7 protein-coding genes are annotated in these 7137 nt (G+C 64.6%); 2 read left to right on the top strand and 5 right to left on the bottom strand.

What is annotated here, in order from left to right:
• The 3 genes from AC1D00_RS19415 to AC1D00_RS19405 form a co-directional block, all read right to left on the bottom strand.
• The coding region (locus AC1D00_RS19415) for an ABC transporter permease subunit (RefSeq protein ID WP_477011766.1) at nucleotides 1-264 on the bottom strand (264 nt) is incomplete at its 3' end.
• Nucleotides 264-1376, bottom strand: coding sequence for an ABC transporter permease (locus AC1D00_RS19410; protein WP_135176641.1), 1113 nt, complete (start codon nucleotides 1374-1376; stop codon nucleotides 264-266). The genes AC1D00_RS19415 and AC1D00_RS19410, both read right to left, overlap by 1 nt.
• A complete protein-coding gene (locus AC1D00_RS19405; protein WP_477011765.1) occupies nucleotides 1373-2485 on the bottom strand; it encodes a BMP family ABC transporter substrate-binding protein in 1113 nt (370 codons plus the stop codon). The genes AC1D00_RS19410 and AC1D00_RS19405 overlap by 4 nt, the downstream gene beginning before the upstream one ends.
• 408 nt (nucleotides 2486-2893) lie before the next feature.
• On the opposite strand from AC1D00_RS19405, the gene AC1D00_RS19400 reads away from it, so the two are divergent.
• Nucleotides 2894-4168, top strand: coding sequence for an allantoate amidohydrolase (locus AC1D00_RS19400; RefSeq protein ID WP_477011767.1), 1275 nt, complete (start codon nucleotides 2894-2896; stop codon nucleotides 4166-4168).
• Between the two features lie 121 nt (nucleotides 4169-4289).
• Here the strand turns inward: AC1D00_RS19400 and AC1D00_RS19395 are convergent, their stop codons facing one another.
• The gene (locus AC1D00_RS19395) at nucleotides 4290-4430 is read right to left on the bottom strand and encodes a hypothetical protein (protein ID WP_235885737.1); all 141 of its coding nucleotides are present in this window, start codon (nucleotides 4428-4430) and stop codon (nucleotides 4290-4292) included.
• Nucleotides 4431-4433: 3 nt separating this feature from the next.
• Here AC1D00_RS19395 and AC1D00_RS19390 point away from each other — a divergent pair, with 3 nt between their 5' ends.
• On the top strand, nucleotides 4434-5639 hold the full coding sequence (locus AC1D00_RS19390) for a hypothetical protein (RefSeq protein WP_477011764.1): 1206 nt from the start codon (nucleotides 4434-4436) through the stop codon (nucleotides 5637-5639).
• Nucleotides 5640-5649: 10 nt separating this feature from the next.
• On the opposite strand, the gene AC1D00_RS19385 is transcribed toward AC1D00_RS19390, so the two are convergent.
• Complete coding sequence (locus AC1D00_RS19385) at nucleotides 5650-6969, bottom strand: dicarboxylate/amino acid:cation symporter (protein WP_477011763.1); 1320 nt, start codon at nucleotides 6967-6969, stop codon at nucleotides 5650-5652.
• Nucleotides 6970-7137 lie beyond the last annotated feature (168 nt).

Below are 7137 nucleotides of genomic sequence, written 5' to 3'. Positions count from 1 at the left end.
GATGCCGGCGTGCAGTGCGCCCAGCAGCGCGCCGGTGATGCCGGCGGCGAGCRCACCCAGCCAGGGTGATCCCGTGACGTAGGAGATGCCGTAGGCACTCATCGCGCCCATCACCAGCGTGCCTTCGAGGCCGAGATTGATGCGGCCCGAGCGCTCGGTGATGCATTCGCCGAGACTCACGAACAGGAACGGGGTGGAGACGCGAGTGGCGCCGCCGAGCACGGCGAGCGGGACGGTCCAGAGTCCGATCGATCCGTCTGCCATCAGGACTTGCCTTTCAGAAAACCGATGCGGCCGTAGAGCGCATCGCTGGCCAGCACGAAGACGAAGATGATGCCCTGGAGCACCAGCACGGACGCGTCGGGCAGTCCCAGGCGACGCTGCAACAGGCCGCCGCTGGCGCTAATGCCGCCGAGCAGGATCGCGACGGGGATGATGGCGAGCGGATTTTGCCGCGCGAGGAACGCGACGAGAATGCCGGTGAAGCCATAGCCGGCCGCGAGATTGGCGTTGGTGCGCCCCTGCACGGCGGCGACCTCGACCATGCCGGCAAGGCCTGCCGCACCGCCGGCGAGGAAGCAAACGGTCAGGATCAGCTTGCTGACGCCGAGGCCGACGATCTTCGCGGCGCGGATGTTGCCGCCGGCGACCCGCGCGGCGAAGCCGAACACGGTGTGATAGATCAGGATGTAGGCGGCGATCGCGGCGATCAGGCCGAAGACGAGGCCCCAATGCACGTCGGTGCCGGGAATGCTGCCGATCATGTTGGCGGCGCCGATCTCGCGGGTCGAGGGCTTGTTGAGGCTGGCAGGATCGCGCATCGCCCCCTCGACGAGATGGTTGAGGATCGCGAGCGCGATATAGACGAGCAGCAGGCTCGAGATGGTCTCGTTGACGCCGCGATACTGCCGCAGCGCACCGGACAGCATGATCCACAATCCGCCGCCGATCACGCCGGCGATGATCATGGCGATCTGCACGACGAGCGGCGGCATGCCTTGGAGTGCGAGCGCAGCACTCGTCGCGGACAACGCGCCGATCAGCAGCGCGCCTTCGCCGCCGATGATGACCATGCCGAGCTGCGCGGGCAGCGCGGTGCAGAGCGCGGTGAGGATCAGCGGCGCAGCGCGCGTCAGCGTGTTCTGCCAGGAGAACCAGGTGCCGAAGGCGCCGTAGTACATGTAGAAATAGAGGTCGAGCGGATTCTTGCCGAACATCGCAACGAAGATGCCGAAGACCACCAGCGCGCCGGCGAGCGCCGCGCCCGGGATCAGGACATATTCGATCGTGCCGCCGTGGCGTTGGAGAAAGCCGGGGTCGGCGGCCGGGGCAATTGTCCCGGCCACCTCGGCAGAATCCGCCGCTTCCGTGGTCACGAAGTCGCTCCGATCACGCCTTCGACGAGATAGTCCATCTTCTCCAGTTCGGGATCCTTCTGGCCGCGATCGGTGCCGGCAGGGATCGCCRTCTTGCCCTTGTTGTCGACGAGGCCTCCCTTGAAGATCGTGTAGCCTTCGGCCGACAAGAACTTGGCCTTGACGTCGTCGGCATGCTTGCGCGCCTCGGCGGAGACGGCTTCGCCATAGGGCGAGGTCTTGACGATCTCTTCCTTGAGGCCGCCGCGAAAGAAGTTCGGGATGCTCTCGCCGGCGGCGATCATCTTGACGAACTTCGGATAGAGCGCTTCCCAGTTCCACTCGGCGCCGGTGAGATACGCCTTCGGCGCAAGCGGCGACTGGTTGGTGTGATAGCCGCAGACGAAGGCGCCGCGGCGCGCCGCGTTCTCAACCATCGTCTTCGGCCCGTCGACGTGGCAGGTGAGCACGTCCACGCCCTGGTCGATCAGGCTGTTGGTGGCTTCGGCTTCCTTGACCGGCATCGACCAGTCACCGGTGAAGATCACCTGCGTCGTGGCCTTCGGGTTGGCGAGCCTGGCGCCGAGGGTGAAGGCGTTGATGTTGCGCAGCACCTGCGGGATCGGCTTTGCGGCGACGAAGCCGAGCTTGCCGCTCTTGGAGGTGTAGCCGGCGACGATGCCGGAGATGTATTGGGCTTCGTCGATATAGCCGAAGTAGCTGCCGGCGTTCTTCGGGTCCTTGTCGGTCCAGAGGCCGCCGCAGTGCTCGAAGCGCAGCTTCGGGTACTTGTTGGCCATCTTGACCATGTGTGGATTGTAGTAGCCGAACGAGGTCGGGAAGAGCAGGGTGGCGCCATCGAGATTGATCATGGACTCGATCGTCTTCTCGACCGCGTCGGTCTCCGGCACCTTCTCTTCCTCGACGACCTTGAGGCCGGGAATCTTCTTCAGCGCTGCCGCACCCTGCGCATGCGCCTGGTTGTAGCCGTAGTCGTCGCGCGAGCCGACATAGATGAAGCCGATGGTGGTGTCGGCCGCGAAGGCCGGGCGGGCGCCGGCCGCCGCGCCGAGGGTGAGGGCCGCGCCGCCCTGCAACAAATGACGTCGTGAAATCCTGCCAAAATCCATTGCTTGCTCCCCTTGGGCGGATGTCCCGCCTTGATCTCGCGGCCACCGCCGGGTTGGCGGAGCCCTGGATAAGTTGTCGCAAGCTTTGTGCCAGAGGCTACGAAGCGTGCATTTATGGACAAGTATTTGAAAAATAATGGATATGGTTCTCTCGAGATTCCTGCCGAGGAAAATGGCAGGTCAATTTATAGGCAATATTCTCTGGTTGTATGCAGGTGAGTTAAGCAGTCTTAACCAGCGTTCGCATTTGTATGACCGGCGTCGGACGGTCTGCCGGCAAGGCGCATTCATGCTAACCACGCGCTGATCGGGACGGCGCCGGACGCGATTTTGCTGGCACCGAACTTGTATCGATTGTCGCCATGACCGCCGCCGCTGCGGTCCCAGAAGATGGAAAGCTCGACCGAGATGGGTGCTGCCACCGCCGTTCAAGATGCATCGCTCGGCAAGGAGATCGTTCGCCGCATCAACGAGCTCGCTGCGATTTCGGAAGAGACTGACAAGCTCACCCGCATCTATCTCAGCAAGGAGCTTCGCGCGGCTGCGGATCTCATCCTCGGCTGGATGCGCGAGGCCGGCATGAGCGCGCATCTCGATGCGATCGGCAATGTCTGCGGCCGCTATGAGGGCGAGCGGCCGGGGGCGCCCTGCCTGATGCTCGGCTCGCACTACGACACCGTGCGCGACGCCGGCAAATGGGATGGGCCGCTGGGTGTGATCACGGCCATCGCCTGCGTCGCCGATCTCAACCGCCGCGGCAAGCGACTGCCGTTCGCGATCGAGGTCATCGGCTTTGCCGACGAGGAGGGGGTACGCTTCGCCTCGACGCTGCTCGGCAGCCGCGCGGTGGCCGGCACTTTCGACGAGAGTGTTCTCAACACGCGCGATCGCGATGGCGTGTCGATGCGCGATGCGCTGGTCAAGTTTGGCCTCGATCCCGATCATATCGGCGCGGCCGCGCGAGCCCGGCGCGAGCTGCTCGCCTATCTCGAATTGCACATCGAGCAGGGTCCGGTGCTGGAAGCCCAGAACCTGCCCGTCGGCGTGGTCACCGCGATTGCGGGCGCGACACGGCTGGCCGCACGACTGAACGGCATGGCCGGTCATGCCGGCACCGTGCCGATGGCGCTGCGCCGCGACGCGCTCACCGGAGCTGCCGAATGCATCGGCGCGATCGAGCAGTTCTGCCGGACCGACGAGAGCGGCCTGGTCGGCACCGTCGGCTACATCCAGGCGAGGCCCGGCGCGACCAACGTCATTCCGGGCGAGGTGTCCTTCACCATCGACATGCGTGCGCCGACCGACATGCACCGCAAGCGCGCGGTCGCCGACGTCGTCAGGCAGATCGAGGCGATTGCAAAGCGCCGGCAACTCGCGCTCCAGCTCGATGTCACCCACGAGAACCGCACCGCACCCTGCGCGCCCTGGCTGAAGGACCAGATCGCGCAGGCGATCGCCGCGGAAGGCGTTTCCGTGTTCGAGCTGCCGAGCGGGGCCGGGCATGACGGCATGGCCATGATCGACATCGCCGATGTCGGCATGATCTTCGTCCGCTGCCGCGGCGGCGTCAGCCATCACCCGGACGAGCATGTCGAGCTCGCCGACGCCGACGCCGGCGCCCGGGTGCTGCTCAGGGTGATCGAGAATTTCAGGCCGCGGGAGGATCGCGCCGGCGCGATCTGACTTTCGGGAGCCCGCATGTCATCAGGGCGAGATACGAATCAGTCATCCTGAGAGTGGTGACCGGCCATCGCCGGAAATCACGAGACACCAGGCACGAATGAATAGCGATATCTCCTTGCCGTCACATCGCGGAAATCGGTTTTACCAGGGTGTCGCTGCGACCTTTGTCGCCAATGCCCTTCAGGCGGTCAACTTCCTCGGTGATCGTTTCCTGAGAAAGTCGCATCATTCGTTGTCGGCCATCGAAGACCTTTACCGACACTCGATGGACAGCGCCTTTTCGGTGACAGAGGCTTTCCTGGTCACCGGCGCACCGCACGCCTCTGCCTATTACCCGCGTGACTTCGCCTGGTTCTACCCCGATGTACTCGACCCCGAGACCATCATGGATTCGCAGGACGCGGTACGGCGGGTGCGTCTGCTCGAAAGGAGCGTCCGCCTGTTGCTGGAGGCGGTTCGTGCCAACGTCGTCACGACGACCATCGTCCCGGCGGGGCGCGCGCGGTATCTCGGCGTGAACTATTTCTCGCGCCCGTCGGACACGCTGCTCGGCATTCTCGCCGGTCTCCGGCAGATGATCTCCGCCGAGGAGAGAGCGTCGTCCTATCTGGCGATGTCACAATGCGCGCATGCCGGCCGCTTGTTGCTGGCCGAATACGGCGGCGACCTGAAGCGCGCGACCCTTCAGCTCGCAAGCGAGCTGGAGCCGTTCGACGACGACGGTGTCAGGTATTTGCTCTGCGACGCCCGCGCGCCGCGTTCCGCGGCGACGGACACGCGTGCCGAACGACGGCGTTTCGTCACCAACGCCTGCGTCTACACGACGTTCGTGTGGGCCGTGCAGCTCGGGGTCGTCGACGAGAACGAGCTGAAGCGGCTGCTCGGACGCGACCTCGCGCAATACAAGAAGGACCTGCTCCGCCTGTTCGGCAAGGGCGGCTATATCAGGCACTCCCTGGATGGCCCCGCGAGCTCGCCGGTGTCATCGGTCGCCCTGGACTTCGTCGGCGTGCATCGCGGATTTTGGGATATGAGCGAGGCCAGCGAGCGCGCGCTGTTTGCGGCCACGACGGATTTGATCATTGCCGAACCGCGTTTCCGCATCCCCAGCACGTTTCATTTCCTGGTGTCGGCAGATAATCCCCGGAACAAGATGATCCACAAGATCGCGGCTCCCGCCTATCAGGGGCGTTCGTCCTGGCCGACGTTCAACGTCGAATTTGCCGATCGCATGCTGGACTATGATGAATTCTCGGGAGGCGATACCTATCGGGCCTGCGCCCAGGGAATATTGAAGGACATCCGGACCGCGACCGAGGTCCACGGCGGTTATCAGGAGCTGATCTCGGAACATGGCCTGAAATATCGCACCTGGGCTTACAAGGGCGCCGTCGCCCACTCCTGGTTTCCGCGCTTCCTGTCCGTCTGGAGGAGGGCGTATGGAACGCCGCTCCTCCAGTGGAATGACTGATCCGCAGGCGCTATCCCGCCGTCACGTCCACCAGCTCGCCGCCTTCGAGCACCTTGACCGCCTTGGCGCGGTCGAGGTCGCCTTCCCAGGCCGCCACCACGACCGTCGCAACGCAGTTGCCGACGAGGTTGCCGAGCGCGCGGGCCATGCCGATGAACCAGTCGACCGAGAGCACCAGCACGAGGCCGATCGCCGGAATGCTCGGCACCGCATTGAGCGTCGCGGCCAGGATCACGATGGCCGAGCCCGGCACGCCGTGCGCGCCCTTTGAGGTGATCAGGGACACGCCGAGCACCAAGAGGAGATCGCCGAAGGACAGCGGCGTATTGGTCGCTTGCGCGATGAACACGACGGCCAGCGTGAGGTAGATCGAGAAGGCGTCGAGGTTGAAGGAATAGCCGGTCGGAATCACGAGGCCGACCACGGAATCCTTCACGCCCATCCGCTCCAGCTTCTTCATGATCTGGGGCAGCACCGCGTCCGAGGACGCAGTCGCGAGCACGATGGTGAGCTCCTCGCGCAGGTAGGCGAGGAATTTGAGGATGTTGATTCCGGCGAGTGCCATCACGCCCCCGAGCACGCCGAGCACGAAAATGCCGACCGAGACGTAGAACAGCATCACCAGTGAGACGAGCTGCTTCAGCGAGCCGACGCCGTATTTGCCGACGGTGTAGGCGACTGCGCCGAGCACGCCAAGTGGAGCGACACGGACGATAAGCCCCATGACGCGGAACAGCACGGTGGAGGCCGCGTCGATGATGGAGGTGACGAGCGCGCCCTTCTCGCCGCCGACGAGCGCAAGACCGACGCCGAACAGGACCGCGAAGAACAGCACCTGAAGCACGTCGTTGCGCGACAGCGCATCGAAGGATGTGGTCGGGATCACRTTCATCAGAAAGGCGCCGATGCCGCCGCCGGACAGCTTGTGGGCGTTGTCGGCGTAGGTGTTGAGCGCCTTGGCGTCGAGCGTCGAGGGATCGATGTTCATGCCGTGGCCGGGGCCGAAGAGGTAGGCGAGCAGCAGGCCGACCACGAGTGCGACCGTCGTCATGACCTCGAAATAGAGCAGCGCCTTGACGCCGACCCGGCCGACCTTCTTGAGGTCGCCGGCGCCGGCAATACCGTGGACGACGACGCAGAACACGATCGGCGCCACGATCATCGAGATCAGCTTCAGGAAGGCGTCGCTGAGGATCTTGAGCCCGATGGCGAAGTCCGGGACCGCCATTCCCAGGATGACGCCAAGCGCCAGCGCGGCCAGGACCTGGACGAACAGTGAGGCGTAAAGCGGCTTGCGCTCGGCGGCCGGGGCCGCGGCAATGCTCGACATGGTGAACTCCCCCAATTTGACGCGTCTTGGACGTCAAAGGGAGCAACTAACGTGCCAGAATGTCGCGGTCGGCGCCGAAAACGGCCCTATTCCGCCGCCTTCGCCGTCTTGCCGAACATCCGCGTCGGTACCGGGAAGCCACAGGAGCTGCCGTCGGTGACCTTGACC

Source organism: Bradyrhizobium sp. P2_E8 (genome assembly GCF_056403875.1).
The sequence above is the reverse complement of the archived record's forward strand: the minus strand, read 5'-3'. Positions and strand labels throughout refer to the sequence as shown.